Below are 26,550 nucleotides of genomic sequence, written 5' to 3' on the forward strand. Positions count from 1 at the left end.
GTCCGCTCCCCCTCAGCCCTTGGCCACGGCACGCAGCCGGTCCACCACGTCCGCGCGCAGCTCCGCGGGCTCGACGACCACCACGTCCGGCCCGAACTCCACGAGCCAGGCGTCCAGGCCGTGGCCGTACGGAATCTCCAACTCGTCCCAGCCGCCGCCGAGTTCCCGCACGGCGGTGGCCTTCGCCCGAAGGGGGTATCCCGCGCCCGTACGCAGCCGGATCAGCGCGGAGCGGTCGGCGGTCTCCCCCGCCCAGCTCGCGACCGTCTCACGGACGGTGACGACGTCGGGCACGGGGGCGGTGAACCGCGCACCGCGCGAACGCACCCTGCCGGTGATCCTCGACAGCCTGAAGACCCGCTCGGCCCCGCGGTCGCGGTCGAACCCGGCCAGGTACCAGTGGCCGCGCCAGCACTCCAGCGCCCACGGCTCCACGTGCCGGGGCTCGGGCTGAGCGGCGTTGGCCTTGCGGTAGTCGAAGACGACGGGGCGGCGGTCGCGGCAGGCCAGCATCAGCGGTTCGAAGGCCGCCTCGTGCACGGGAATGCGCGGCTCCAGCGCGCTGTGCGCCTCATAGGGGTCGACGTCCTCGGGCAGCCCGGCCGCGCGCAGCTTCTGCAGCGCGCCGCTCGCGGCACCGGCCAGCCGGGCCTGCTGCCACACCTTGGCGGCGAGCCCGAGCGCGGCGGCCTCCTCGGCGTCCAGGGTGATGGGCGGCAGGCGGTTGCTGTCCCGCCGGGCCAGGTAGCCGACCTCGCCGTCGAGGCCCTCGACGGTCTCGATGACCAGTCCGAGTTCCCGCAGGTCGTCCTTGTCCCGCTCGAACATGCGGTTGAAGGAGTCGTCGGACCCGGTCGCGCCCTTCTCCGGCCGGACGGCCTCGACGTACGCCTCGATGGAATCACGCAGCTCGCGCTTGCTGAGTGGCCGCCGTGTCCCGAGCAGACACAGCGCCAGGTTCATCAGCCGCTCGGCCTTGGCAATGGCCATCGACGCCCTTCTCCCTATGGTGCTTACGACGGATGACCGTACCGCCCCGCGGTGGCGTGGCAAAAGCCGAGGGTCCATGCCCGGACAAGCATGGACCCCAGGTGAACGGCTCCGATCGGACTTCGATCAGACTCCGAGGAGATCGACCACGAAGATCAGCGTCTCGCCGGGCTTGATCGCCGGGGTCGGGCTCTGGTCGCCGTAGGCGAGGTGCGCGGGGATGGTCAGCTGGCGACGGCCGCCGACCTTCATGCCCTGCACGCCCTGGTCCCAGCCCGCGATGACGCGGCCGCCACCGAGCGGGAAGCGGAACGGCGTACCGCGGTTCCAGCTGGCGTCGAACTCCTCGCCCGTGCTGAAGGCGACACCCACGTAGTGCACGGTGACGGTCTGACCCGCCTGCGCAACCGCGCCGTCGCCCTCCCAGATGTCCTTGATCTCGAGGTCCGCCGGGGGCTCGCCACCCGGGAAGTCGACCTCGGGCTTGTCGATGCTCACGTGTTCAGCTCCTGCTTGTCTGCGGAAAGGCAACGGGCCCAGTCTTACATCTCCCGGGCGTCACATCTTCGCCAGGATGTCGACGGAGAAGACCAGCGTGGAGTCCTTCTCGATGCCGCTGCCCTGCGGCGGGCTGTCGCCGTAGCCCAGGTCGGGCGGGATGACGATGAGGACGCGACTGCCGACCTTCTTGCCGGTCAGGCCCTGGGCCCAGCCCTTGACGACCTGCTGGAGCGAGAACGACGTCAGTTGCTTCCTGCCGTACGTGGAGTCGAACTCCTTGCCGCCGTCCCAGACCACGCCCTTGTACTGCACGAGCACGCTGTCCTGGGCGCCGACCTCGGCGCCGTCGCCCTCGAGGACGTAGTTCGCCACGAGCTTCTTCGGAGCGTCGGCCTTCGGCACCTCGATGGAGGGCGCTTTGCCGTCGGTGTTGGTGCCGACCTTGGGCAGCTTGGCGTCGCCCTGGGGGACCTCCTCGCCCTTCGCCGAGGCCTTGGCGTTGAAGGTGTTCTGGACGTCGACCACGAACACCAGCGTGTCGGTGGCCTTGATGCCCGCGTCCTCGTTGCCCTGCTTGCCGTAACCCCAGGTGGGCGGCACGGAGAACTGGACGCGGCTGCCGGTCTTCTTTCCGGTGAGCGCGTACCGCCAGCCGTCGATGATGCTGCCCTGGGCGAGCTGGATGACCAGTGGGGTCTTGCGGTCGTAGGAGTTGTCGAAGACCTTCGCGCTCTGCCAGATCTGCCCCAGGTAGTTCGCCACGACGAAGTCGTTCTCGGCGACCGCCTTGCCGCCGCCCGCGATGACCGTCTTCACCGCGAGGTCCTTGGACGGTTCGCCGCTGCCCTTGGCGACGGTCGGCTTCTCGTCGAACTTCGTCCCCGCGGTGATCGCCGGCAGCGGGCCGTCGACGATCTTCGGTGGCGGCGCCGCCGACGTGGCCGACGCCTCGGGCGTCGCGCTGTCGTCGGCGCTGCTCGGACCGGAGTCCTCGTCACCGCATGCGGCGAGCGTGACCAGTCCGGCTGGGACGGCGATGAGAAGTGAACGTCGGCGCACGGTGGGGGCCTCGTATCGGTGTGGGTCGGTCTTGCGGGATGGGGTGCGCGCAACTCTACGACGTGAGAAGGGCACCGTACGGATAACGTACGGTGCCCGTGTGGCGTTCCGCCCTTTCGCGCGTGAACGCGGGTCCCACCCTCGCCGGCCTCGGCCGGCTCACATCCCGGCGATCAGCTTCTCCACCCGGTCGTCCACCGAACGGAACGGGTCCTTGCACAACACGGTGCGCTGGGCCTGGTCGTTGAGCTTGAGGTGGACCCAGTCGACGGTGAAGTCACGGCGCTGCTCCTGGGCGCGCCGGATGAAGTCGCCCCGCAGCCGGGCCCGAGTGGTCTGCGGCGGCACGGACTTGCCCTCGAAGATCTTCAAGTCGTTGGCGACCCGGGCGGCCTGGCCCTTCTTCTCGAGCAGGTAGTACAGACCACGACGGCGGTGGATGTCGTGGTACGCGAGGTCTATCTGCGCGACTCGCGGGTGCGACATGGTCATGTTGTGCTTGGCCCGGTACCGCTCGAGGAGCTTGTACTTCATGACCCAGTCGATCTCGGTGTCGATGCGGTCGAGGTCCTCGGCCTCGATCGCCTCCAGTGTGCGGCCCCACAGCTCCAGCACCCGCTCCACCGTTCCGGTGCGGATGCCGCGGCGCTCGCAGAAGTCCACGGCCTTCTCGTAGTACTCCCGCTGCACCTCCAGCGCGGACGCCTCCCGGCCGCTGGCCAGGCGCACCTTCCGCCGCCCGGTGATGTCGTGGCTGACCTCGCGGATCGCCCGGATCGGGTTCTCCAGGGTGAGGTCGCGCATCACCGTGCCCGCCTCGATCATGCGCAGCACCAGGTCGGTGGCGCCGACCTTGAGCAGCATGGTCGTCTCGGACATGTTCGAGTCGCCCACGATGACGTGCAGGCGCCGGTAGCGCTCGGCGTCGGCGTGCGGCTCGTCGCGCGTGTTGATGATGGGCCGGGAGCGGGTGGTCGCCGAGGAGACTCCCTCCCAGATGTGCTCGGCCCGCTGGCTGACGCAGTACACGGCACCGCGCGGCGTCTGCAGCACCTTGCCGGCGCCGCACAGCAACTGCCTCGTCACCAGGAACGGAATGAGGATGTCCGCGAGCCGCGAGAACTCTCCGTGCCGGGCCACCAGGTAATTCTCGTGGCAGCCGTAGGAGTTGCCGGCGGAGTCGGTGTTGTTCTTGAAGAGGTAGACGTCGCCCGCGATTCCCTCCTCGTGCAGGCGTCGTTCGGCGTCCACCAGGAGTCCTTCGAGAATGCGCTCGCCCGCTTTGTCGTGGGTGACCAGTTCGATCACGTTGTCACATTCGGGGGTGGCGTATTCCGGATGCGATCCCACGTCGAGATAGAGGCGGGCCCCGTTGCGCAGAAAGACATTGCTGCTGCGGCCCCATGACACGACACGGCGGAAGAGGTACCGCGCCACCTCGTCAGGCGACAGGCGGCGCTGTCCCCTGAACGTGCACGTGACGCCGTACTCGTTCTCCAGCCCGAAAATGCGGCGGTCCATGACTGAACATTACGCCTGATGACCCGAACTGAAACGGGGTTCGACGGCACGGTTCGGATCATTTTCCGATGAAGCCGCAACCACCGCCGGGCGGGCGGGAACTGCGAGGACCCGTCCGGTGCACGCCAGCACGAGCAGGGAGACGACCCCCGCCGCCCCGGGCAGGGCGAAGCCCCACAGCGCCCCACCGTGCTCGACGACCGGCCCGGCGAGGCCCGTACCCAGCGAGGCACCCACGGTGAACGTCGTCACCAGCCATGAGAACGCCTCCGTCACCGTGCCCCGCGGCGCGTGCAGGTCGACGAGGACGAACGCGCAGGCGATGCACGGCGCGAGGAAGACACCGGCGAGCACGGTGAGCAGCACCATGGCGAACACGCCCGGCAGCAGCATGAGCGGCAGATAACACACCGCCAGCAGAGCCACCAGCCCACGCAGCCGCCGCGCCGGGTCACCGGTCCACTGACGGGCGCCGTAGACGGCCCCGCCGACGAGCGCCCCGAGCCCGAGAGCGGCCATCAGCCAGCCGTAGACGGCGTCGCCACCGTGCTCGTCGGCGTACGGCACCGAGGCCACGGTGATGGAGCCGAGCGCCGTCCCGACGAACAGGAACGCACCCAGCAGCGCCAGCAGCCCGGGCGAACGCAGCGCGCCCAGCCAGTGCGCCTCGCGCGGCGCCGACCGCCACGCGCGCGAGGGCGGCGACACGACCACGGACAGCGCGCCCAGCACGCCCACCGCGTTCAGCACGAGCAGGGCGGCCTGCGGCGACCACAGCGACACGCACACCGTCACCAGCAGCGGCCCGACGGTGAACATCACCTCCTGCGCCACGGCGTCCATGGCGTACGCCGTGTGCACCTGGTCCTCCTTGGGAAGCACGCTGGGCCACAGTGCCCGCAGCCCGCCCTCCAGCGGCGGTGTGAAGAGACCAGCGGCCCCCACGGTCACGTACGCGAGGGCGACCGACCCCGTACCGGCGAAGGCGAAGACCGCCATGGCCAGCCCGGACAGCACCGCGGCCGGCAACTGCACCCGGGGCTGCCCGTGCAGATCCACGAGCCGTCCCAGCACCGGCTGCCCCACGGCGTTGGCGACCCCGTACACGGCGGCCAGCGCCCCCGCCAAGCTGTACGAACCGCCCTCGGCCCGGACGAACAGCACGATCGCGATCGCGGCGGTGGCATTGGGCAGCCGCCCCACGAGCGTGCCGACGAGCAGTCGGACGGCATGCCGCGCCCGAAGTATGTCCAGGTACCCGGCGACCACGACGCACCCCTTTCCGTGGAACGAACCAACAGGTTTTACGTATAACTAAGTCCGCCATACGTACCATGTCGCCTGTTCACGAGTCCAGACGAGAGAGCAGGCCGACGGTGGCACGAGGCAGCACCCGCCCCACGAGCCGGGACGTCGCCCAGGCCGCCGGCGTCTCCCAGGCCGCCGTGTCCCTGGTGCTCGGCGACAAGTGGCGCGGCCGGGTGTCCGAACCCACGGCCCAACGCGTCCGGGAGGCCGCACACCGACTGGGCTACCGCCCCAACCTCGCCGCCCGCAACCTCCGCCTGGGCCGTACCCGCACGGTCCTGCTCGTCGTCCCCGCACTGACCACGGAATTCTTCGCGGAGGTCTACACGGGCGCGGCACGGGTCGCCGCCGAGCACGGCTTCGGAGTCGTCCTGTACCCCTCCCCCGAGGGCATCGGCCCCGCCAAGGACCCCTTCGCCTCCGCACAGGCCGCCCTCGACGGCGTCATCGCCTCCTCCATGGCCGCCGACGCGCTCACCGCGATCCGGGGCGACCAGCTCCCCCTGGTCATGCTGGACAGCGACCCCGAGGGCAGCCTCGGCGCCGCCACGGTCAACCTGGACATCGCCGACGGCATCCGCCAGGTCGCCGAGCACCTCCTGACCCTCGGCCACCGCCGCTTCCTCCACCTCGCGGCGGACGTCCCCTCCTGGACCTTCGAGGTACGCGCCCGGGAGCTCGCGGCCCGGCTGGAGGCGGTCCCCGGGACCGACCTGCGCACCGCGCACGCCCCCCTCTCCATCGAGGGCGCCCTGATCGCTGCCGGGGCCGCACTCGCCGCGCCCGGACCCCGGCCCACGGCACTCGTCTGCGACGACGACAAACTCGCGGCCGGCGCCTACAAAGCGGCCCGCCGGGCCGGCCTGCGCGTCCCCGACGACCTCTCCATCACCGGCCTGGACGACCTCGGCCTGGCCACGGCCATCGACCCCGAGCTGACGACGGTCCGCCTGGACGCGGAACTCTTCGGCGAACGCGGGATGCGGGCCCTGCTTGCGGTCCTGGAGGGCCGGTCCCCCGAACAGGGCGACATCCCGGTGACCCTCGTAGTACGGGGCTCCACGGCACCACCCCGGTGAAGCGCCACCCCGGCACGGGCGCGGTAAAGGTGCGGGCCGGGGAAGGGCGACGCGGCCCGGCGCCGGCGGGGTGCCGCCGCGCCCACCCGTGCCGTGCCGCCCCAGCGGCCCCGCGGCCCGCGGTCACGCCGCACGACTACCCGCGGCGCGGCCGTCGGCACGACGCGCTACGCGCACCCGCCCCCTACTCGCCCTCGCCGTCTCCCTCACCCTCGCCCTCCAGGGACACCTCACCCGTCCCCGATTCCAACAGCCGCGACAACTGGCCGCCCACGATCCGCTTGAACTTCCGCTTCTGCGGACGCGTACGGTCCAGCACGGCGACCTCCAGCCGCTCCGCGGGAATCTCCCGCTCGCTGCCGTTCGTGTCGCGGGACAGCGCCTGCACCGCCAGCTTCAGCGCCTCGGCCAGCGTCATACCGTCCCGGTGCCGCTGATCCAGGTACCCGCTGATCTGCTCCGCATTGCCCCCGACCGCGACCGAGCCGTGCTCGTCCACGATCGATCCGTCGTGCGGCAGCCGGTAGATCTGGTCGCCGTCCGGGCTCTCGCCCACCTCCGCGACGACCAACTCCACCTCGTACGGCTTCTCGGCCGAACTGGAGAAGATCGTGCCCAGCGTCTGGGCGTAGACGTTGGCCAGACCACGAGCCGTCACGTCGTCCCGGTCGTACGTGTAACCCCGCAGGTCGGCATATCGCACTCCGCCGATCCGCAGGTTCTCGTACTCGTTGTACTTACCGGCGGCCGCGAAGCCGATCCGGTCGTAGATCTCACTGAACTTGTGCAGCGCACGGGACGGGTTCTCCCCGACGAACACAATGCCGTCGGCATACTGCAGCACGACCAGGCTGCGGCCACGGGCGATGCCCTTGCGGGCGTACTCCGCCCGGTCCGCCATCGCCTGCTGGGGTGAGACATAGAACGGCGTCGACACCGGTTACCCGTCCCTTTCTGTCGAAGTCACTGGACCACCTGCCCTCAACACAACAACGCCACCGCTACAGCAGCGCGGCCCGCGGCCCGTCGGGCTGCTCCAGCCGCCGCTCCAGGACCGAGCGGGCCAGCTCCGAGGACTCGTCCTCGGTCAGCCGACGGTAACCGTCCTCGGTGATCACAGTGATGATCGGATAGATCCGGCGCGCGACATCGGGACCACCGGTCGCCGAGTCGTCGTCCGCCGCGTCGTACAGCGCCTGGACCACGAGCGTCGTGGCCTCTTCCTCGGTCAGATCCTCACGGAAGAGCTTCTTCATCGCCCCGCGCGCGAAGATCGACCCCGACCCCGTGGTCGCGAAGCTGTGCTCCTCCGACCGCCCGCCCGTCACGTCGTACGAGAAGATGCGGCCCTTGCCGCGGTCCACGTCGTATCCGGCGAACAGCGGCACCACGGCCAGTCCCTGCATCGCCATGCCCAGGTTGGAGCGGATCATCGTGGACAGGCGGTTCGCCTTGCCCTCCAGGGACAGCTGCGCGCCCTCGACCTTCTCGAAGTGCTCCAGCTCCAACTGGAACAGCTTCACCATCTCCACGGCCAGACCCGCCGTACCGGCGATACCCACCGCCGAGTACTCGTCGGCAGGGAAGACCTTCTCGATGTCCCGCTGCGCGATCATGTTGCCCATGGTGGCCCGCCGGTCACCGGCGAGCACGACACCGCCGGGGAACGTCACGGCCACGATCGTGGTGCCGTGCGGCGCCTCGACCACGCCCTGCACCGGCGGCAGCTGCCGGTTGCCCGGGAGCAGCTCCGGCTGGTGCTCCCCGAGGAAGTCCATGAAGGAGGAGGATCCAGGCGTCAGGAAGGCAGCTGGTAGACGCCCGGTGCTACGAGTGTTGGCTTCCACGCGATTCCTTCCACTTATGCGGCAGCCCGCCTTATGGCATCGGGCCGGTCCTTCAACTGCCCCAGCGCAGCATCGCAGCTGAAGCACGGTACGCCACGGACCCTACCCGTCTCGTGGCAGTGATCCACATGTGCGGTGGCAGCCTTCAGGCAGATCACGCTGAGGCCCTTTTGCGACGCGACCATCGCATCACGCTCGGCTTCCGCCAGGCCATGGTGGCGCTGCGGGTGACGTGCCCGCCCTTCGATGGCCCGGCAGGCGTTGCAGGCTGTCGACAGGCCGTCGGAAGCCGTTCTGGTGCGACCCCGCTCAGAGTGCGGCTTGATTCCCCCGCGACGCCGGCGGTACTCGTGCCCCCCGGGTGCGGCGACCCCCGGGCGGGGCTTTCCGCCGCGCGCACCCTGGCGCTTGCGGTAGTACGCCGCAGAACTCGCGAAAGCTGCTCGCGGCTTGTACCGCCTGCACCGCGAGCAGCGCTTCACGCCTTCCTGGGACAACCCCAACTCCCCCGCCGAATCCTTCGAACCGAAGGTGAGATCACTCTCCACCCTTTTGAACGAAGGAGCGCACGAAGTCCTCGGCGTTCTCTTCCAGGACATCGTCGATCTCGTCCAGGACGGAGTCCACGTCGTCGCTCAGCTTCTCCTGGCGCTCCTTGAGGTCCTCGGAAGCCTGTGCGTCCTGCGCCTGCTCCTCGACCTCCTCGGTGGAACGCGTGGCCTTCTGCTGCCCGCCACCGGTGTCCTTGGTCGCCATAACCCTCACCCCGCTCGGTTCGCCCGACACAGTTGCTCGGTCAAGACCAGACCCTACAAGCCGGGTCCGACATCGGCCCCGCAGTTTCCTCAACGTACGGGGGCCACCTCGATGGTTCCCGGACCCGGTGACTTTCCACCCTGTCCGGCGGTCTCCTTCCCTCTACCCGCTGGGCGCCGTCAGCCGCCGGACAGGACCCTGACCAGGTCCTCCGCGGTGCGGCAGCGGTCCAGGAGCTCCTTGACGTGATTACGCGTTCCGCGAAGCGGTTCCAGGGTTGGCACCCGCTGGAGCGAGTCCCGGCCCGGCAGGTCGAAGATCACCGAGTCCCAGGAGGCCGCCGCGACGTCGTCCGCGTACTGCTCCAGACAGCGCCCGCGGAAGTACGCCCGGGTGTCCTCCGGCGGCTTCGTACGGGCCCGCTCGACCTCCGGCTCGTCCAGCAGGCGCTTGATGCGGCCGCGGTCCACCAGCCGGTTGTACAGGCCCTTCTCGGGCCGTACGTCGGCGTACTGGAGGTCCACCAGGTGCAGCCGGGCGGCGTCCCAGTCCAGGTCGTCCCGGCGCCGGTAGCCCTCCATGAGCTCGCGCTTGGCGACCCAGTCCAGCTCGCCGGCCAGGCTCATCGGGTCGTTCTCCAACCGGTTGAGCGTGTCCTCCCAGCGGCCGAGGACGTCCTTGGTCTGGTCGTCGGCGTCCGCGCCGTACCGCTCCTCCACGTACTTGCGCGCCAGCTCGTAGTACTCCATCTGGAGCTGCACCGCCGTCAGTGTCCGGCCGCTGCGCAGGGTGACCAGGTGCTTGAGCGACGGGTCGTGCGAGACCTGGTGGAGGGTGCGCACCGGCTGGTCGACGGCCAGGTCGACGGCGATGAACCCGTCCTCGATCATCGACAGCACCAGCGCCGTCGTACCGAGCTTCAGGTACGTCGAGATCTCCGACAGGTTCGCGTCGCCGATGATCACGTGCAGCCGGCGGTACTTCTCCGCGTCCGCGTGCGGTTCGTCGCGCGTGTTGATGATGGGCCGTTTCAGCGTCGTCTCCAGGCCCACCTCGACCTCGAAGTAGTCCGCGCGCTGGCTGAGCTGGAAGCCGTGCTCGTGGCCGTCCTGGCCGATGCCGACGCGGCCGGCGCCGGTGAAGACCTGGCGGGAGACGAAGAAGGGCGTGAGGTGGCGCACGATGTCCGAGAAGGCGGTCTCCCGCTTCATCAGGTAGTTCTCGTGGGTGCCGTAGGACGCGCCCTTGTTGTCGGTGTTGTTCTTGTAGAGGTGGATCGGCTGGGCACCGGGCAGCTGGGCGGCCCGCTCGGCGGCCTCGGCCATGATCCGCTCGCCGGCCTTGTCCCACAGGACGGCGTCCCGCGGGTTGGTGACCTCCGGAGCGCTGTACTCGGGGTGGGCGTGGTCGACGTAGAGCCGTGCTCCGTTGGTGAGGATCACGTTGGCCAGGCCGATGTCCTCGTCCGTGAGCTGGCTGGAGTCGGCGGCTTCACGGGCGAGGTCGAAGCCTCGCGCGTCCCGCAGGGGGTTCTCCTCCTCGAAGTCCCAGCGGGCCCGGCGGGCCCGGTGCATCGCCGCCGCGTAGGCGTTGACGATCTGGGACGAGGTGAGCATGGCATTGGCGTTCGGGTGGCCGGGGACGGAGATCCCGTACTCCGTCTCGATGCCCATTACTCGCCGTACGGTCATGCGGCCCTCCTTGCCCGGCGACGCCCGTCGTGGGCGCCGCTCAAGTACCGCTGGCGCTCCGATGCAGATGCGGTGCCCGTCCCCGCGCTGCGCGACCCGGCGGTACGGAAGAGCCTAGAACGCCTTTGCGCTGGTGGGGAGATCATTTGCGTCATTGCCTTGCTCCAGCCGGGGCTCCGGAAAACAGTCGGCTGCGGGTACCCGGAGAGGGCACCCGCAGCCGCCCCGCCTTTTACAGGTACTGGCCGGTGTTCGCCACCGTGTCGATGGAGCGTCCGGTGTCCGCGCCCTGCTTTCCGGTGACGAGCGTACGGATGTACACGATCCGCTCACCCTTCTTTCCGGAGATCCGGGCCCAGTCGTCCGGGTTGGTGGTGTTGGGCAGGTCCTCGTTCTCCTTGAACTCGTCCACGCAGGCCTGGAGGAGGTGGGAGACGCGGAGGCCCTTCTGGTTCTTCTCGAGGAAGTCCTTGATCGCCATTTTCTTGGCGCGGCCCACGATGTTCTCGATCATGGCGCCGGAATTGAAGTCCTTGAAGTAGAGGACTTCCTTGTCGCCGTTGGCGTAGGTGACCTCCAGAAAACGGTTTTCCTCGGATTCGGCGTACATCTGTTCCACCGCGGTCTGGATCATGCTCTGGACGGTGGCCGCCTTGTCCTTCCCGTGTTCCGAGAGGTCGTCCACGTGGAGCGGCAGGCGTTCGGTGAGGTACTTGCCGAAGATGTCCTTGGCCGCCTCGGCGTCCGGACGTTCGATCTTGATCTTCACGTCGAGCCGGCCGGGCCGCAGGATGGCGGGGTCGATCATGTCCTCCCGGTTGGAGGCGCCGATGACGACCACGTTCTGCAGGCCTTCCACGCCGTCGATCTCGGCGAGCAGCTGCGGGACGATGGTGTTCTCCACGTCCGAGCTGACCCCGGAGCCGCGGGTGCGGAAGAGGGACTCCATCTCGTCGAAGAAGACGATGACGGGGGTGCCCTCGCTGGCCTTCTCCCGGGCCCGCTGGAAGACCAGGCGGATCTGTCGCTCGGTCTCACCGACGTACTTGTTGAGCAGCTCGGGACCCTTGATGTTGAGGAAGAAGCTCTTGCCGGCGGCTTGGCCGGTCACCTCGGCGACCTTCTTGGCCAGCGAGTTGGCGACCGCCTTGGCGATGAGCGTCTTTCCGCATCCGGGGGGCCCGTAGAGCAGGACGCCCTTGGGCGGGCGCAGCTCGTGCTCGCGGAACAGGTCGGGGTAGAGATAGGGGAGCTCGACCGCGTCGCGGATGGCCTCGATCTGACCGCCGAGGCCGCCGATCTGCTCGTAGCCGATGTCGGGGACCTCTTCGAGGACGAGTTCCTCGACCTCGCTCTTGGGGACGACCTCGTAGACGTAGCCGGAGCGGGGTTCGAGCAGGAGGGCGTCGCCGGCGCGGATGGTGGTGCCCCGCAGTGGCTCGGCGAGTCGGACCACGCGCTCCTCGTCGGTGTGTCCGAGTACCAGGGCGCGCTCGCCGTCCTCCAGGATCTCCTTGAGGGTGACGATGTCGCCGATGCTCTCGAACTCCATGGCCTCGACCACGTTGAGTGCTTCGTTGAGCATCACTTCCTGGCCGCGCCGGAGCTCGTCGAGTTCGACGCTCGGGCTGACGTTCACCCGGAGTTTGCGGCCGCCGGTGAAGATGTCGGCGGTGCCGTCCTCGTTGGCCTGCAGGAAGACGCCGAAGCCCGCCGGCGGCTGGGCCAGCCGGTCGACCTCCTCCTTGAGGGCCACGATCTGGTCGCGGGCCTCGCGGAGTGTGTTGGCGAGTCGCTCGTTCTGGGCGGACACGCCGGCCAGGTTGGTCTGCAGCTCGACGATCCGCTCTTCGAGAATTCTCGTGTGCCGCGGAGAGTCGGCGAGCTTGCGTCGCAGGACGGCGATCTCCTGCTCAAGATAGGCGACCTGCCCGGCCGGGTCCTCGGACCCGCGTCCCGGGCGGATGCCGCGGTTCATGTCGTCGTCGTGGGCTGCCACGGTCCTCACCTCCTCCAAGGGGAGCTGGACGCTTCCAGACCCTACCTGGGTGGGTGTCGATTGAAACCCCTAGATCAAAAGACGGTCGGGGTGTGTCCGATCTTCACCCTTGCGCTCTCCCTCACGCCAGGGGAATACCCACCGAACGTGGATGGAACCCAGGCGAAGGTAGGCTCGAAGCGTTCAACACCCGTCGGAGCTGGCCGGATTCCCGAACCGCTCGACGCAGGAAACGGCAGGAGAGATGAGCGTGCAGCAGGAGGCCGGAGTCGTCGACGAGGCACTGGAGGTCTGGATCGACCAGGACCTGTGTACCGGTGACGGCATCTGTGCGCAGTACGCGCCGGAGGTGTTCGAGCTGGACATCGACGGTCTGGCCTACGTCAAGGGCGCGGACGACGAGCTTCTGCAGGCCGCGGGGGCGACAACGCCCGTGCCGTTGCCGCTTCTCACGGATGTGATCGACTCGGTGAAGGAGTGTCCCGGGGAGTGCATCCATGTGCGTCGCGTTTCGGACAGGGCCGAGGTCTACGGACCGGATGCGGAGTGACCCAACTGTGACTCGAAGGGCACGTTGCGTGACCGGTGTCCGGTGTGTCACACCGTCCGTCGCGGGGGTGCCGGTCACACGGTCCGTGCCTGGGAGGGCGTCCCGCGCACGAACGCGCCGTTCTTCCACTGCCACTTCGCGTCGTCGGTGACGTCGGGGCAGCAACTGGGCACGTCGGCCGACGAGTAGCCGAGGAGCGTGGCGAGGACGGCGCCGTCGCGCACCGAGAGGTCGGTGACCGTCCGGCGGTCCTCGGGGGCCACGAGGGTGGCCACGACGCGGGGCTTGTCTTCGTCGGCGGCCCGCGTGAGGACGTACATCCCGTCGGGCGGGGTGCCCATGGGGGCGTCGCAGTGCACGACGGCCACCGTCTCGGGCCGGCCGTCCCCGTCGAGGTCGCCGGAGGCCTTCTTGTGCACCACCGCCTTGACCGGTCCGCACTCCACGGGGAAGGCGACGGCCGCGGGATCGGGCGGCGGGGTCTGCGCCGGGGCGCTCCGGGGCGAGGGGGCGGCGGTCTGTGCGGCCGTCGCGGCGTCGGGCTGCAGGACCGCGGACAGGGCCACGACTCCGGCGAGCGCCGTGGCGGTGGCGACCCAGTGGATGGGGCGGGTGTGCGTGTGCGACAGGTCCGGAACGGCGGGGTGCTGCACGAGGAGTGTCTCCTGTGAGGGCTGTGCCGGTGGGGGTGGCCTGCATCGTGCCACACGTCACAGTGCGGGGGAACGGCGGGGTGGGTAGTCGCTCGGGTTCGTGTACCGGTCCGGACGGGGTGGTGCTCGGTCGCGTGTGCACAGGGTGGTCGTCCGTCAACGCGAAGGCGCCGTGGCTCAGTTCCCGGGTGTGTTCGGGAACTGAGCCACGGCGCCTGTGCGTTGCCTGGGGTACGGGGCCGCCTCAGCGGCCGGAGCCACCGCCGGCGTTGGGGCCGTCGTAGTCCTCGCCGTAGGCGCCCTTGGCGGGGCGACGGCGGCGCATGGGCGGCTCGACGCCGTCGGCGAGGCGGCGGGCGGTGAGCAGGAAGCCGGTGTGGCCGATCATGCGGTGGTCCGGGCGGACGGCGAGACCTTCGACGTGCCAGTTGCGGATCATCGTCTCCCAGGAGGTCGGCTCGTTGAAGCAGCCGATCTCGCGGATGGACTCGACGGTCCGGGCGAGCTGGGTGGTGGTCGCGACGTAGCAGCACAGGATGCCGCCGGGCACGAGCGCCTTGGAGACGGCCTCCAGGCACTCCCAGGGGGCGAGCATGTCGAGGATCACACGGTCGACGTCGCTGTCGGACAGGTTGTCCTGGAGGTCGCCGACGGTGAGCTGCCAGGCGGGGTGGGGGCCGCCGAAGTAGCGCTCCACGTTCTGCCGGGCGATCTCGGCGAAGTCCTCGCGGCGCTCGTAGGAGTGCAGCATGCCCTGGTCGCCGATGGCGCGCAGCAGGAAGCTGCTGAGGGAGCCGGAGCCCACACCGGCCTCGACGACGCGTGCGCCGGGGAAGATGTCGGCGAAGGCGAGGATCTGCCCCGCGTCCTTCGGGTAGACGACGGCTGCCCCGCGGGGCATGGACAGGACGTAGTCGGGGAGCAGGGGGCGCAGCGCGAGGTAGGCGACGTTCCCGGTGGTGCGGACGACGCTGCCCTCGGGAGCACCGATCAGTTCGTCGTGGGGGAAGGAACCCTTGTGGGTGTGGAAGTTCTTCCCGGCCTCGAGCGTGAACGTGTAGTGGCGGCCCTTGGGGTCGGTCAGCTGAACCTGGTCCCCGACCTTGAAGGGCCCGCGCCTGCGGGCGGCACCGGTCGGTTCGGACATGTGACCAGCCTACCGGTCCCGGGCGGGGCCGCTGACCACGCCGGGGGTCAGGAGGGGCGGGCCATGGCCTTCACGAAGGCGCGCTCGACGTCGGCCGCGGACAGGACGCCGTAGATCTCGCCGGTCTCCTCGACCACCAGGTACTCGGTCGCCGGGTTCGCGCGCAGGGCGTCCAGGAGCTCCTCGCCCGACAGTTCGGCCGAGACGCGCATGCCCTCGGTGAGGTCCTGGGCGAGGCCGCTGACCGGGACCCAGGGGCGGCGGTGCTCGGGCACGCCGACGATGGCGGCCTCGCGGACCAGCGACACGGGGCTGCCGTCGCCGTCGACGACGACCAGGGCGCGGGCGCCGGAGGCGTTGGCGCGGCGCAGGGCCTCGGAGAGCGGGGTGTCGGCGGGGACGGGGACGGCGCGCCTGGTGAGGGCGCGGGCGCGGAGCTCCGGGAGGTGTTCGCGCAGGCGGGCCATGCGCAGGCTGTTCCCGGCTCCGGTCCAGATGATCGCGGCGAGGATGGCGGCGAGCAGGGCGTCCATGACGGTGTCCATGCCGACGTTGTCCACGGCGTCCGCGCCGAGTGCGCCGGACTGGGTGAGCAGGGGCAGGCCGATGAGGACGCAGACGGCGAGGGCTCTGCCGACCCAGGCGGCGGCGATGGTGCCGTTCATGGGTTTGCCGGTGATTTTCCATACGACGGCGCGGAGCATCCGGCCGCCGTCCAGGGGGAGGCCGGGCAGCAGGTTGAAGGCGGCCACGATGAGGTTGGAGATCATCAGGCCGGCCAGGAGGACGCCGGGGACGGTGCCGGGCTCGACCGTGAGCAGGGCCAGGTAGAAGGCGCCGGCGAGGACGAGGGAGAGCAGGGGGCCCACGAAGGCCAGCACGAACTCGCGGCCGGGGGTCTCGGCTTCCTTCTCGATCTCGGAGACGCCTCCGAAGAACTGGAGCTGGATGCGGCGGACGGGGAGCTTGAAGCGGAGGGCGGCGACGGTGTGGGCCAGCTCGTGGACGAGGACCGAGCCGTAGAAGGCTACGGCGAAGAAGAGGGAGACCAGGTAGCGGGCGGCGCCGAGTTCGGGCAGCACGCGGTCGAGCTGGCCGCCGAACACCCAGGTGATGAGGGCGGCGACGAGGAACCAGCTGGGCGCGACGTAGACGGGGACGCCGAAGGGCCTGCCCATCAGGAGTCCGCCGCCTGGTTCCGGGCGGCGCTGCGGCGGGCGTCCGGGACCGGTGCCGGGGCCGGTGTGCGGGTGGGCCTCGGCGCGGGGCCCGCCGGGGGCGTGGTGGGCGGGGTCCGCGGGTGCGTGGGCGGGGCGGTCGCCGTCGGGTGCCGGATCGTGCGTGGCGTCGTGTCCGGGCCGCGGGGTCCGAGCGGGGCCGGCGGTGGTGCCGGTGTCCGCGGGGGCGCCGGTGTCCGCGGGGGCGGTGCCGGCCGGGCGGGGAGCCGGCGGTTCCGGGGCCGGTGCGGTGTCGTCGGTGGCGGGGCTGCCGGTCTCCTCCTCCGGTGTGCGGGGGCGGCCGGTCGGCCGCTCCTCGGACGGGCCGGATTCCGCGGGTCCCGGGTGCGCGGGGCCGGTGGCCGGGGTCGTGGGCTCTGCCCGGGGCTCGGCCGACTCGTCGTTGCCGGACCGCGGGTGCCCGCTCCCGCCGCTCACGTCCACGGTGTCCCCTCGTTCGAAGCGTCTCCCGCGCCTGCCGGACGGGAGGGTCTCCTGTCGATGGTATGCGTCCGCCCCGGCCCGTTCCGCCCCGGCACCCCACTGCTTCCCTTTCGTCACAGGGGTGACGGCCGTGGGCTGGGTCACTGTCAGTGGCGGGCCGTAAGGTCTATGGGCATGGAGACGAGCATCGAGGATGTCGCGGAGGGCCCCGCGGGGGACGCGCGGCCGGCGGCGACGGCGGATCACGGTGGTGTGCCGGGAGAGACGGCTGCCGCGACGGCGGCGCCCGGGCCCGAGTCCGTCGCCCCCGTGCCCGTCGCCGTGGCACCCGCCTCGCTCTCGCCCTCCCGGGCGGCGGACTTCATGCAGTGCCCGCTGCTGTACCGGTTCCGGGTCATCGACCGCCTGCCGGAGAAGCCGAGCGAGGCGGCGACCAGGGGCACCCTGGTGCACGCGGTGCTCGAGCGGCTCTTCGACGCCCCGGCGGCCGAGCGCACGCCGCCGCGGGCGAAGGCGCTGGTCCCGGGGCAGTGGGACCGGCTGCGGGAGAGCCGGCCGGAGGTGGGTGAGCTGTTCGCGGACGATCCGGAGGGCGAGCGGCTGGCGCAGTGGCTCGCCGAGGCGGAGCGGCTCGTCGAGCGCTGGTTCACGCTGGAGGATCCGAGCCGGCTGGAGCCCGCCGAGCGGGAGCTGTTCGTCGAGGCCGATCTGGACTCCGGGCTGCGGCTGCGCGGCATCATCGACCGGGTCGACGTGGCCCCCACCGGCGAGGTGCGGATCGTCGACTACAAGACGGGCAAGGCGCCCCGGCCGCAGTACGCCGAGGGCGCGCTGTTCCAGATGAAGTTCTACGCCCTGGTGGTGTGGCGGCTGAAGAAGGTCGTGCCGCGGCGTCTGCAGCTCGTCTATCTCGGCAGCGGTGACGTGCTCACCTACGACCCGGTCCTCGCCGATCTGGAGCGGGTCGAGCGCAAGCTGCTGGCGCTGTGGGAGGCCATCCGGCTGGCGACCGAGACAGGTGACTGGCGACCGCGCCCCACCAAGCTGTGTGGCTGGTGCGACCACCAGGCGCACTGCCCGGAGTTCGGCGGCACTCCCCCGCCGTATCCGCTGCCGGTCGGGACGGCCGGTCCCGGCGGCACGTGAGCCGCCGGGGCCCGGGCCCCCCGCGCGCGAGCGCGGCCGCGCGCGCAGGGCAGAATGGGCGGCGGACTAGCGAAGGAGACTTACGTGGCCATCCGCGTCCTACTGGTCGACGACCAGCCGCTGCTGCGCACGGGCTTCCGGATGATTCTGGAGGCGGAGCCGGACCTCGCGGTCGTCGGCGAGGCCGGAGACGGCCTCCAGGCGCTCGACCAGGTGCGGGCGTTGCAGCCCGACGTGGTGCTGATGGACATCCGCATGCCGCGGATGGACGGTGTGGAGGCGACCCGGCAGATCACCGGGCCCGAGCGCGACGGCCCGGCGAAGGTGCTGGTGCTGACCACCTTCGACCTCGACGAGTACGTGGTGGAGGCGCTGAAGGCGGGTGCCAGCGGGTTCCTGCTGAAGGATGCCCCGGCCAACGAACTCGTGCAGGCGATCCGTGTCGTCGCGGGCGGCGAGGCGATGCTCGCGCCGAGCATCACCCGGCGGCTGCTCGACAAGTACGCGACGCATCTGCCGTCCGGTGAGGAGCCGGTGCCGGACACCCTGCACACGCTGACCGAGCGTGAGGTGGAGGTGCTGAAGCTGGTGGCCCGCGGGTTGTCCAACGCGGAGATCGCCGCCGACCTGTTCGTCAGCGAGACCACCGTCAAGACGCACGTGGGTCATGTGCTGACCAAGCTGGGCCTGCGCGACCGGGTGCAGGCCGCGGTGTACGCCTACGAGAGCGGCCTGGTCCGTCCCGGCGCGCAGTAGGCGGCGTTCCTCGCGCCGGTCTCGGCGGCACAACGCGAAGGGCGCCCTCTTCCGACGGGGAGGAGGGCGCCCTTCGCGTTGTGCCGGTGGTGCGTCAGTCGCTGACCCCGCGGCTCAGCTCCCACAGCTGGAGCGACGAGGAGGAGTTGAGGACGTAGGCCGTGCCGGTGACGTCGCCCCGGGCGGCGACGTACTGCTTGCCCTGCCACAGCGGGATCATCGGGACGTCGTCGGCGGTGATGTTCTGGATCTCGGTGAGGCTGTCCACGGCGGAGAGCCGGTCGGCCTCACCGCGGGACTCGGGGATCAGCTTGTCGATGATCTTCGGGTTCAGGTACGGCGAGTTGAGGGTGTTGTCCTTGTCGAGGAACGGCGCGATGAAGCTGTCGGCATCCGGGAAGTCGGGGAACCAGCCCATGCCGAAGACGTCGTACTCGCCCTTGCGCTGCGCCGTCTGGAACGTGTCCCAGGGCACGCCCTCGATGTCGACCTGGAAGAGACCGCTGTCGTTCAGCTGCTTCTGCAGCTGCTCGAACTCCTGCTTGGTCGCGGCACCGTAGTGGTCGGTCGTGTAGTGCAGCGTCAGCTTCACCGGCGTGGTGACGTCCGCGTCCGCGAGCGTGCTCTTGGCCTTGCTCACGCTGGGGTCGCCGTAAGTGTTGAAGAACGAGTTGGAGTGGCCGGTGATGCTGGCCGGAACCATCGAGTAGAGCGGCTCGGCCTGGGAACCGTAGACCTCGGAGACGAGCTGGCTGCGGTTGATGAGCTGGGCCATCGCCTGGCGGACGGCCTTGTCCTTCACCGTCGGTGCGGCCGTGTTGAAGCCCAGGTAGCGGATCTCGAGGCCGGCCACCTCGACCAGGTTGACGTCGCTGTCCGTGCCGTTGGACAGCTTCTGGATCTGGTCCGGCGTCATCGCACGGGTCATCAGGTCGATGTCGCCCTTGTCGATCGCGGCGCCCATGGCCTCCGCGTCGTCGAAGAAGACCATCTCGACCTTGTCGTTGTTCACCTCCAGACTCCCCTTGTAGTTGGGGTTCTTGGTGAACACGGCCTTGGCGAGCTTGTCGCCCTTGACCTCGGCCTTCATGGTGTACGGGCCGGAGCCGTCCAGTTCGAAGCCGGCGCGCAGCTTGTCCTTGGGGTACTGGTCCGCGTTGACGATGCCCGCGACCGGCGTGGACAGCTTGTACGGGAAGGTCGCGTCCGCCGTCTTGAGGTGGAAGATGACCTCACGGTCGCCCTGTGTCTCGACGGTGTCCACGGTCGACAGCAGGGCGAACACACCGGTGTCGTCCTTGATGGTCAGGGCACGCTCGACGGAGTACTTCACGTCCTCCGCGGTGATCGGGTCCCCGTTGGCGAACTTCAGGCCGTCCCGCAGGGTGCACGCGTACCGTTCGTTGCCGGTGTCGGTGAACCCGCACTTCTCGGCGGCCTCCGGCACCGGTTCCCCGTCGCCGCGGGGCTGCACCATGAGGGTCTGCGTGGTCTGACGCAGGATGTTCCAGAGGCCGACGTCGTAGGCGTATGCCGGGTCGAGGGGGGCGGGTGCGTCGTTCGAGACGCTGAACCGGTCCGTGGTGCCGACGACGATCGCGTCCCCGCCGCTGCCACCGTCGGACCCGCCGCAGGCGGCGAGTACCGGCGCGAGCAGGCCGACGACGGCCGGCAGCACCAAAGTCTTGCGGTTCATGCTCGAGTTTCTCCAGAGCTGTCGGTCCGTGTATCCGGCATGCAGGGGTGTCGCGGCGGATCACGGGGGTAGTGGCCGATGTTCTCGCGACGAGATTAGTCCGCGCCCGCAGAGGGGTTCGCAGCCGCCGGAGATGAGAGCTCATCACGGAGTGAAACCGGGTGTGGACACACCGAAAACCCGACAGAGGAAGGATTAGTGCAGCGTTCCATCAATCAGGACACAAGGGAGCCGCGACAACGTTCGCCGGACTCGGCGAAGCACATCGACACCTCCCTGTCGACCCCCGGAGACGTGGGGAACGTCACATGCGGCCGTCCCTCGGTGAATCCCGGAATCCGGTCGTCACGGTGGCGGGAATTCCCTCGTCCGCGTCCCCGCGTGGTCCCGCACGGCTCCGTTTCCGGAATTGCCGCGCGAACGGTGCCGCACGCTGGGTGGACGCCTAGGACACGTAGGTCATCAGGCCGCGCAGGAACGCCAGGTCGACCTCTTCCAGCGAGCGGACCACCGTACGCCGCGCGGCCGGGGTGATGGGGGCGACCGAAGGCACCGCCACGACGTGGCAGCCGGCGGCCTCCGCGGCGGCGACTCCGGTCGCGGTGTCCTCGACGACGGCGCAGCGGGCCGGGTCCACGCCGAGGCCGGCCGCGGCGGCCAGGTACGGGTCCGGGTGGGGCTTGGTGCGGGGCACCTCGTCGCCGGCGACCGTGAGGCCGAAGTGCTGGGCTCCCAGCGAGGCCAGCACGCGGTCGATGATGCGCCGGTGCGAGGCGGAGACCAGGGCCGTGGGGATCTCGTGCGTCGACAGCTCGGCGAGCAGCCGGGCGGCTCCCGGCATGAGCGGCAGGCTGCGGCCGATGCGCCGTTCGAAGCCGTCGTTGAGCAGCACGCTGAGTTCGGCGAGGGTGATGTCGGCCCCGGTGACCTCGATCAGGAATCCGGCGCTGCGGCTCATGGGCCCGCCGACGACCACGTGGCGCCAGGAGTCGTCGAGGGTGTGGCCGAGGGAGGCGAAGACCTCGACCTCGACGTCCCACCAGAAGCCCTCGGTGTCCACGAGGGTGCCGTCCATGTCGAGGAGCACGGCCTGCAGGGCGGAGCCTTCGGCCGTTCGGGTTCCGAGCGCGGGAACCGTACTGGTCATCCACGTACCTCCTTGAGGGACGATCAGGCCGGTTCCCACGGTGGGAACCGGCCTGCGGTGGACGGACCAGTCTACGTCGTGCGGGTCGGGAACGCCTGGTGCGGCTCCGGAGCGCGCACGGGCCCCCGTGCCGGCCTCAGCGGGCGTTGAAGTACTTCGCCTCCGGGTGGTGGATCACGATGGCGTCGGTGGACTGCTCCGGGTGGAGCTGGAACTCCTCCGACAGGTGGACGCCGATGCGCTCCGGCTGGAGCAGGTCGGCGATCTTGGCGCGGTCCTCCAGGTCCGGGCAGGCGCCGTAGCCGAGGGAGAAGCGGGCACCCCGGTACTTCAGGGCGAACATGTCCTCCATCGCGGCGGGGTCCTCCCCCGCGAAGCCGAGTTCGGAGCGCACGCGCGCGTGCCAGTACTCGGCGAGTGCCTCGGCGAGCTGCACGGACAGGCCGTGCAGTTCGAGGTAGTCGCGGTAGGCGTTGGCCTCGAACATCCGGGCCGTCTCCTCGCCGACGCGGGAGCCGACGGTGACGACCTGGAAGCCGACGACGTCCCGCTCGCCGGACTCCTCCGGGCGGAAGAAGTCGGCCAGGCACAGGCGCCGGCCGCGCCGCTGGCGCGGGAAGGTGAAGCGGGTGCGCTCGTTCCCGGCCTCGTCCAGGATGATCAGGTCGTCGTCCTTGGAGACGCACGGGAAGTAGCCGTAGACCACGGCGGCCTCCAGCAGGTTCTCCGTCTGGAGGCGGTCCAGCAGCCCGCGCAGGCGCGGCCTGCCCTCGGACTCGACCAGTTCCTCGTACGAGGGTCCCTCTCCGGTGCGGGCCTGCTTCAGACCCCACTGGCCCTTGAACAGGGCGCCCTCGTCGAGCCAGGACGCGTACTCCTTGAGCTGGATGCCCTTGACGACGCGGGTCCCCTGGAAGGGCGGGGTGGGGACGGGGTTGTCGGTGGCGACGTCGGAGCGGACGTGGCCCTCCTCGGGGCGCTCCTCGATCTCGACGGTGGCGGCCCGCACGCGGCGCTGCCGCAGCTCGGGCAGCTTGGCGCCGGGCACGCCCCGCTTGATGCCGATCAGGGCGTCCATGAGCCGCAGGCCCTCGAAGGCGTCGCGGGCGTAGCGGACCTCGCCGTCGTAGATCTCGTGCAGGTCCTGCTCGACGTACGCGCGGGTGAGGGCGGCGCCGCCGAGGATCACGGGGTAGTCGGCGGCCAGGCCCCGCTGGTTGAGCTCCTCCAGGTTCTCCTTCATGATCACCGTGGACTTGACCAGGAGTCCGGACATGCCGATGACGTCGGCCTTGTGTTCGTCGGCCGCCTCCAGGATGGCGGAGACCGGCTGCTTGATGCCGAGGTTGACGACGGTGTAGCCGTTGTTGGACAGGATGATGTCGACGAGGTTCTTGCCGATGTCGTGCACGTCGCCGCGGACGGTGGCCAGCACGATGGTGCCCTTGCCCTCGTCGTCGGTCTTCTCCATGTGCGGCTCCAGGTGGGCCACCGCGGTCTTCATGACCTCGGCGGACTGGAGCACGAACGGCAGCTGCATCTGGCCGGAGCCGAACAGCTCCCCGACGACCTTCATGCCGTCGAGCAGGGTCTCGTTGACGATGTCCAGGGCCGGACGCTCCTGGAGGGCCTCGTCGAGGTCCTGCTCCAGGCCGTTCTTCTCACCGTCGATGATGCGGCGCTTGAGGCGTTCCTCCAGCGGCAGCGCGGCCAGTTCCTCGGCCTTGGACGCCTTGAGCGACTTGGCGGTGGCGCCCTCGAAGAGCTGCATGAGCTTCTGCAGCGGGTCGTAGCCCTCGCGGCGGCGGTCGTAGATCAGGTCCAGGGCGGTGGTGACCTGCTCCTCGTCGAAGCGGGCGATCGGCAGGATCTTGCTCGCGTGCACGATCGCCGAGTCCAGGCCGGCCTTGACGCACTCGTCGAGGAAGACGGAGTTCAGCAGGATGCGGGCGGCCGGGTTGAGGCCGAAGGAGATGTTCGACAGGCCGAGGGTGGTCTGGACGTCCGGGTGCCGCTTCTTGAGCTCGCGGATGCCCTCGATGGTGGCCACGCCGTCCTTGCGGGACTCCTCCTGGCCGGTGCAGATGGTGAAGGTGAGGCAGTCGACGAGGATGTCCGACTCGTGGATGCCCCAGTTCCCGGTGAGGTCGGCGATCAGCCGTTCGGCGATCTCGACCTTCTTCTCGGCGGTGCGGGCCTGGCCCTCCTCGTCGATGGTCAGCGCGATCAGCGCGGCGCCGTGCTCCTTCGCCAGCTCGGTGACGCGCGCGAACCGGGACTCGGGGCCGGCGCCGTCCTCGTAGTTCACCGAGTTGATCACCGCCCGGCCGCCGAGCTTCTCCAGGCCCGCCTGGATGACGTCGACCTCGGTGGAGTCCAGCACGATCGGCAGCGTGGAGGCGGTGGCGAACCGGCCGGCCAGCTCCTCCATGTCGGCCACGCCGTCCCGGCCCACGTAGTCCACGCACAGGTCGAGCATGTGCGCGCCCTCGCGGATCTGGTCGCGGGCCATTTCCACGCAGTCGTCCCAGCGGCCCTCCAGCATGGCCTCGCGGAACTTCTTCGAGCCGTTGGCGTTGGTCCGCTCGCCGATCGCCAGGTACGACGTGTCCTGCCGGAACGGCACGCTCTGGTAGAGGGAGGCCGCGCCCGGCTCGGGGCGCGGGTGGCGCTCGGTCGGGGTCGTGCCCCGGACCCGCTCCACGACCTGGCGCAGGTGCTCGGGGGTGGTGCCGCAGCAGCCGCCCACCAGGGACAGTCCGTACTCGCGGACGAAGGTCTCCTGGGCGTCCGCGAGCTCGGCCGGGGTCAGCGGGTAGTGGGCGCCGTCCTTGGTGAGGACGGGCAGGCCGGCGTTGGGCATGCAGGACAGCGGGACGCGGGAGTGGCGGGCCAGGTAGCGCAGGTGCTCGCTCATCTCGGCGGGGCCGGTCGCGCAGTTCATGCCGATCATGTCGATGCCGAGCGGCTCCAGCGCGGTCAGCGCGGCGCCGATCTCCGAGCCGAGGAGCATGGTGCCGGTGGTCTCCACGGTCACGGACACGACGACCGGGAGGTCGAGGCCCAGGGCGTCCAGGGCGCGCCGGGCACCGAGTACGGAGGCCTTGGTCTGGAGCAGGTCCTGCGTGGTCTCCACCAGCAGGGCGTCGGCGCCGCCGGCGACGAGGCCCTCGGCGTTGCGCTGGTAGGCGTCGCGCAGCACCGGGTACGGGGCGTGGCCGAGGGTGGGGAGCTTGGTGCCGGGGCCGATGGAGCCGAGCACCCAGCGCTGCCGGCCGTCGCGGGCGGTGAACTCGTCGGCGACCTCGCGGGCCACCCGGGCGCCGGCCTCGGAGAGCTCGTGGACGCGCTCGGGGATGTCGTACTCGCCGAGGGCGGAGTGGTTGGCGCCGAAGGTGTTGGTCCCCACGCAGTCGACGCCGGCGGTGAAGTACTCCTCGTGCACCGAGCGGACGATGTCGGGGCGGGTCACGTTCAGTACCTCGTTGCACCCCTCGAGTTGCTGGAAGTCGTCCAGCGAGGGGTTCTGCGCCTGGAGCATGGTGCCCATCGCCCCGTCGGCGACCACCACACGGGTGGCGAGTGCCTCGCGGAGGGCGGACACACGGGTCCTGGTGTCGGCGGACGGGGTGGACGGCGACGAGGCCATGAAGGGGCTCCCTAGGATGCGACGGCTGTCGGCTTTGCGCTGCCCGGGGCCGTCCGCTCGGAACGTCCCGGGGGAGAACGCACGCCGCCAGGGTAGCCGGGACCGCGGGCCGATGGTCGGGGCGTCCACGACACGGACGGGCCCGACGGTCCGGTCGGCGTCGAACGGTGGCTCCGCCGCGGGGCGAGGCGGTCCGGCCGCCGCCGGAGCACGGGCGGGTGCAACAGTTGCCCGCCGACTATTGGCGGGAGGTCGACATCGACCGGTAGTGTTCGACATTGCCGAACGACGTCAGCGTCGCCGAGGTCGGCAGTCGAAGGGACGGAGGCAGTACGTCGATGGCACGGAACATCCAGTCGCTCGAACGGGCGGCCGCGATGCTGCGCCTGCTCGCGGGCGGCGAGCGGCGGCTCGGCCTGTCGGACATCGCCTCGTCGCTGGGCCTGGCCAAGGGCACCGCCCACGGCATCCTGCGCACCCTCCAGCAGGAGGGGTTCGTCGAGCAGGACGCCACCTCCGGGCGCTACCAGCTGGGCGCCGAACTGCTGCGCCTGGGCACGACCTACCTCGACGTGCACGAGCTGCGGGCACGTGCCCTGGTGTGGGCGGACGACCTCGCGCGGTCCAGCGGCGAGAGCGTCCACCTCGGCGTCCTGCACCAGCAGGGCGTCCTGATCGTGCACCACGTCTTCCGGCCCGACGACAGCCGGCAGGTCCTGGAGATCGGGGCCATGCAGCCGCTGCACTCGACGGCGCTGGGCAAGGTGCTCTCGGCGTACGACCCGGTGGCGCACAGCGAGGCGCTGGAGGCCGAGCGCAAGGCGTACACGGACCGGACCGTCTGCGAGCCCGAGGGGTTCGAACACGTCCTGGACATCACGCGCGCGCGTGGTTACGCGTGCGACGTGGAGGAGACCTGGGAGGGCGTCGCGTCCATCGCCGCCCCGATCCACGACCGGCGCCGCATGCCGGTCGGCGCGGTCGGCATCACCGGTGCCGTGGAGCGGCTGTGCCGGGAGGGCGAGCTGCGGCCCGAGCTGGTCGCGGCGGTGCGGGACTGCGCCCGCGCGGTGTCGCGGGACCTGGGCGCCGGGCGGTTCTAGGGCACACACGAGCACGGGCCGGAACGCCGAGCGGCGCTCCGGCCTTCGGCGTACCCGGACGGAGGGGACACGCCGCGCCACGCCCGGTGATCGATAGCCCCGGTCGATCAATAACGATCGTGCTTTCGATAACAGAACTCTTGACGCATGCCGGACGCGAAGCGAGACTCGCGTCCATCGGTCGGCATTGTCGAACACCTACCGGCAATACGCGCTAGAGTGTGACAACGCCAAGGGCCGCCATCGCTCTCACACCGAGGGCGCCGGAACACCCGGAGGGACCCGGGGGTT

22 protein-coding genes are annotated in these 26,550 nt (G+C 70.3%); 5 read left to right on the forward strand and 17 right to left on the reverse strand.

The annotated features are described in order from the left end of the window. Positions 1–12: 12 nt before the first annotated feature. From KUM32_RS09780 to KUM32_RS09800, 5 genes are all read right to left on the reverse strand, one after another. On the reverse strand, positions 13–990 hold the full coding sequence (locus KUM32_RS09780) for a YafY family protein (RefSeq protein WP_217141433.1): 978 nt from the start codon (positions 988–990) through the stop codon (positions 13–15). A gap of 126 nt (positions 991–1,116) precedes the next feature. Beyond that, a complete protein-coding gene (locus KUM32_RS09785) occupies positions 1,117–1,488 on the reverse strand; it encodes an FKBP-type peptidyl-prolyl cis-trans isomerase (protein WP_217141434.1) in 372 nt (123 codons plus the stop codon). A 60-nt stretch (positions 1,489–1,548) separates the two neighbouring features. After that, positions 1,549–2,550, reverse strand: coding sequence for an FKBP-type peptidyl-prolyl cis-trans isomerase (locus KUM32_RS09790; RefSeq protein ID WP_217141435.1), 1,002 nt, complete (start codon positions 2,548–2,550; stop codon positions 1,549–1,551). A 159-nt stretch (positions 2,551–2,709) separates the two neighbouring features. Further along, a complete protein-coding gene (pafA, locus tag KUM32_RS09795; protein WP_217141436.1) occupies positions 2,710–4,071 on the reverse strand; it encodes a Pup--protein ligase in 1,362 nt (453 codons plus the stop codon). Between the two features lie 9 nt (positions 4,072–4,080). Further along, a complete protein-coding gene (locus KUM32_RS09800) occupies positions 4,081–5,340 on the reverse strand; it encodes an MFS transporter (RefSeq protein WP_217141437.1) in 1,260 nt (419 codons plus the stop codon). 107 nt (positions 5,341–5,447) lie between these two features. Between KUM32_RS09800 and KUM32_RS09805 the strand changes: the two genes are divergently transcribed. Beyond that, positions 5,448–6,458 carry a LacI family DNA-binding transcriptional regulator gene (locus tag KUM32_RS09805; protein WP_217141438.1) on the forward strand — a complete coding sequence of 337 codons (1,011 nt, stop codon included), beginning with the start codon at positions 5,448–5,450 and terminating at the stop codon, positions 6,456–6,458. A 184-nt stretch (positions 6,459–6,642) separates the two neighbouring features. Here KUM32_RS09805 and prcA read toward each other — a convergent pair whose 3' ends face one another. The 6 genes from prcA to arc form a co-directional block, all read right to left on the reverse strand. Further along, on the reverse strand, positions 6,643–7,395 hold the full coding sequence (prcA, locus tag KUM32_RS09810; RefSeq protein WP_217141439.1) for a proteasome subunit alpha: 753 nt from the start codon (positions 7,393–7,395) through the stop codon (positions 6,643–6,645). 64 nt (positions 7,396–7,459) lie between these two features. After that, complete coding sequence (gene prcB, locus KUM32_RS09815) at positions 7,460–8,305, reverse strand: proteasome subunit beta (RefSeq protein ID WP_217141440.1); 846 nt, start codon at positions 8,303–8,305, stop codon at positions 7,460–7,462. Positions 8,306–8,319: 14 nt separating this feature from the next. Continuing rightward, positions 8,320–8,904, reverse strand: coding sequence for an endonuclease domain-containing protein (locus KUM32_RS09820; protein WP_308408628.1), 585 nt, complete (start codon positions 8,902–8,904; stop codon positions 8,320–8,322). Continuing rightward, complete coding sequence (locus tag KUM32_RS09825) at positions 8,843–9,061, reverse strand: ubiquitin-like protein Pup (protein WP_011027899.1); 219 nt, start codon at positions 9,059–9,061, stop codon at positions 8,843–8,845. The genes KUM32_RS09820 and KUM32_RS09825 overlap by 62 nt, the downstream gene beginning before the upstream one ends. Before the next feature lie 179 nt (positions 9,062–9,240). Then, positions 9,241–10,752 (reverse strand): depupylase/deamidase Dop, encoded by a 1,512-nt coding sequence (dop, locus tag KUM32_RS09830; protein WP_374227496.1) that lies wholly within the window; start codon positions 10,750–10,752, stop codon positions 9,241–9,243. A gap of 232 nt (positions 10,753–10,984) precedes the next feature. Next, positions 10,985–12,751 (reverse strand): proteasome ATPase, encoded by a 1,767-nt coding sequence (gene arc, locus KUM32_RS09835; protein ID WP_217141441.1) that lies wholly within the window; start codon positions 12,749–12,751, stop codon positions 10,985–10,987. 244 nt (positions 12,752–12,995) lie between these two features. Here arc and KUM32_RS09840 point away from each other — a divergent pair, with 244 nt between their 5' ends. Continuing rightward, the gene (locus KUM32_RS09840) at positions 12,996–13,301 is read left to right on the forward strand and encodes a ferredoxin (protein ID WP_217141442.1); all 306 of its coding nucleotides are present in this window, start codon (positions 12,996–12,998) and stop codon (positions 13,299–13,301) included. Between the two features lie 74 nt (positions 13,302–13,375). Here KUM32_RS09840 and KUM32_RS09845 read toward each other — a convergent pair whose 3' ends face one another. The 3 genes from KUM32_RS09845 to KUM32_RS09855 all read right to left on the reverse strand — a co-directional run bounded on the left by KUM32_RS09845 (position 13,376) and on the right by KUM32_RS09855 (position 16,762). Next, positions 13,376–13,954: a hypothetical protein gene (locus tag KUM32_RS09845; RefSeq protein ID WP_217141443.1), complete on the reverse strand. Its 579-nt coding sequence runs from the start codon at positions 13,952–13,954 to the stop codon at positions 13,376–13,378. 244 nt (positions 13,955–14,198) lie between these two features. Further along, on the reverse strand, positions 14,199–15,101 hold the full coding sequence (locus KUM32_RS09850; protein ID WP_217141444.1) for a tRNA (adenine-N1)-methyltransferase: 903 nt from the start codon (positions 15,099–15,101) through the stop codon (positions 14,199–14,201). Positions 15,102–15,148: 47 nt separating this feature from the next. After that, the gene (locus KUM32_RS09855) at positions 15,149–16,762 is read right to left on the reverse strand and encodes a site-2 protease family protein (RefSeq protein WP_217141445.1); all 1,614 of its coding nucleotides are present in this window, start codon (positions 16,760–16,762) and stop codon (positions 15,149–15,151) included. Between the two features lie 174 nt (positions 16,763–16,936). Between KUM32_RS09855 and KUM32_RS09860 the strand changes: the two genes are divergently transcribed. Both KUM32_RS09860 and KUM32_RS09865 read left to right on the forward strand, forming a co-directional pair. Beyond that, positions 16,937–17,908, forward strand: a complete 972-nt coding sequence (locus tag KUM32_RS09860; RefSeq protein WP_217141446.1) for a RecB family exonuclease — start codon at positions 16,937–16,939, stop codon at positions 17,906–17,908. Positions 17,909–17,992: 84 nt separating this feature from the next. Further along, positions 17,993–18,664, forward strand: coding sequence for a response regulator transcription factor (locus KUM32_RS09865; protein WP_217141447.1), 672 nt, complete (start codon positions 17,993–17,995; stop codon positions 18,662–18,664). Between the two features lie 94 nt (positions 18,665–18,758). Here KUM32_RS09865 and KUM32_RS09870 read toward each other — a convergent pair whose 3' ends face one another. The 3 genes from KUM32_RS09870 to metH form a co-directional block, all read right to left on the reverse strand. Continuing rightward, positions 18,759–20,360, reverse strand: coding sequence for an ABC transporter substrate-binding protein (locus tag KUM32_RS09870; protein ID WP_217141448.1), 1,602 nt, complete (start codon positions 20,358–20,360; stop codon positions 18,759–18,761). A gap of 445 nt (positions 20,361–20,805) precedes the next feature. After that, a complete protein-coding gene (locus KUM32_RS09875; RefSeq protein ID WP_217141449.1) occupies positions 20,806–21,507 on the reverse strand; it encodes an HAD family phosphatase in 702 nt (233 codons plus the stop codon). Positions 21,508–21,643: 136 nt separating this feature from the next. Beyond that, a complete protein-coding gene (gene metH / locus KUM32_RS09880) occupies positions 21,644–25,156 on the reverse strand; it encodes a methionine synthase (protein WP_217141450.1) in 3,513 nt (1,170 codons plus the stop codon). 338 nt (positions 25,157–25,494) lie between these two features. On the opposite strand from metH, the gene KUM32_RS09885 reads away from it, so the two are divergent. Next, positions 25,495–26,259 (forward strand): IclR family transcriptional regulator, encoded by a 765-nt coding sequence (locus KUM32_RS09885; RefSeq protein ID WP_217141451.1) that lies wholly within the window; start codon positions 25,495–25,497, stop codon positions 26,257–26,259. The last annotated feature ends 291 nt before the right edge of the window (positions 26,260–26,550 follow it).

The organism is Streptomyces sp. AC627_RSS907 (assembly GCF_019049165.1).